This window comes from Acidimangrovimonas sediminis, assembly GCF_002871005.1.
GTDB classification, from domain to species: domain Bacteria; phylum Pseudomonadota; class Alphaproteobacteria; order Rhodobacterales; family Rhodobacteraceae; genus Acidimangrovimonas; species Acidimangrovimonas sediminis.
On record NZ_PHSN01000066.1, the window covers coordinates 1 to 1,647 of the forward strand.

At 68.7% G+C, this 1,647-nt stretch carries 2 protein-coding genes; both read left to right on the forward strand.

Annotated elements, in window-relative coordinates; all coding sequences use genetic code 11:
• Window positions 1-306, forward strand: a 306-nt coding sequence (locus tag CVV76_RS24320) for a homogentisate 1,2-dioxygenase domain-containing protein (RefSeq protein WP_146010397.1), incomplete at its 5' end; no start/stop codon positions are given.
• 86 nt (window positions 307-392) lie between these two features.
• The coding region (gene fahA / locus CVV76_RS24325) for a fumarylacetoacetase (protein WP_102227271.1) at window positions 393-1,647 on the forward strand (1,255 nt) is incomplete at its 3' end.

The window sequence follows — 1,647 nt, forward strand, 5'->3', positions numbered from 1 at the left end:
ATGTCGGAGCTGATGGGCAACATCCACGGCATCTACGACGCCAAGCCCAAGGGCTTTGTCCCCGGCGGCATGAGCCTGCACAACATGATGCTGCCGCACGGGCCGGACCGGGGCGCGTTCGAAGGGGCCTCGAACGAGGCGCTCAAGCCGGTGAAGCAGGACAACACCATGCAGTTCATGTTCGAGACCCGGTTTCCGCAGCACCTGACGGCCTTTGCCGCCACCGAGGCGCCGTTGCAGGACGATTACATCGACTGCTGGGACAGCCTGGAGAAGAAGTTCGACGGCACGCCGGGGCTGAAGTAGGCCCTTGGTGGCAGGCCGGGGAGCCGGCGGGGGGCGCGCCCCCCCTGCACCCCCCGGAGTATTTCGACAAGAAAGAAGGGCAAGAGATGGCCTTGATGAAGAGCTGGGTGGAGAGTGCGAACTCCGCCGAGGGGGAGTTTCCGCTCAACAACCTTCCGCTGGGGGTGTTCTCGGTGGGCGCGGACGCGCCGCGCTGTGGCGTGGCGATCGGCGACAAGATCGTCGATGTGGCCGGGCTGGAAGAGGCCGGGCTGCTGGCGTTCGAGGACGGGCCGTTGTTCGACGTGCCGTTCTGGAACGAGCTGATGGAGGCGGGGCCCAAGGTCTGGGCCGCGTTCCGGGCGCGGATGACGGCGTTGCTGGCCGAGGGATCGGCGGAGCGCGAGGCGGTCGAGCCGCACCTCGTGGACCGGGCGGGGGCCGAGATGCACCTGCCGTTCCTGGTCTCGGAATACACAGATTTCTATGCCGGGCGGCACCATGCGTTCAACGTGGGCTCGATCTTCCGGGGCCCCGAGAACGCGCTGCCGCCGAACTGGCTGCACATTCCGATCGGCTACAACGGGCGGGCCTCGTCGGTCGTGGTCTCGGGGACGGAGGTGCGCCGGCCGCTGGGGCAGCTGAAGCCGCCCGGGGCCGAGGTGCCGGAGTTCGGGCCGTGCAGGCGGTTCGATCTGGAGCTGGAGATGGGCGCGATCGTGGGCCAGCCCTCGGAGGGGCCGATTTCGGTGGCGCAGGCGGATGCCGCGATCTTCGGCTACGTCCTGCTGAACGACTGGTCGGCGCGGGATATCCAGGCCTGGGAATACCAGCCGCTGGGGCCGTTCCAGGCAAAGGCGACGGCGACCACGATCTCGCCCTGGATCGTGATGGCGGCGGCGTTGCAGCCGTTCCGCGTGGCCGGGCCGGAGCGGGAGGTGGCGCTGCTGCCCTATCTGCGCGAGCCGGGGCCGATGCTCTACGACATCGACCTCGAGGTGGCGCTGGCGCCCGAGGGCGGCGCGGAGGCGGTGATCTCGCGCACGAATTACCGCGAGATGTATTATTCCTCGGCTCAGCAACTGGCGCATCACACCACCTCGGGCTGCCCGATGAACGTGGGCGATCTGCTGGGATCGGGCACGATCTCGGGGCCCGGGAAGGGCAGCCGCGGCAGCCTGCTGGAGATGAGCTGGGGCGGGAAGGAGCCGCTGGAGCTGCCGGGGGGCGCCACGCGCAGCTTCCTCGAGGATGGCGACACGCTGACCATCCGCGGACATGCCCAGGGCGACGGCTACCGCGTGGGATTCGGAGCGTGCACCGGAAAGCTGATGCCCGCGATGAACCTCCCGGATTGGGCGA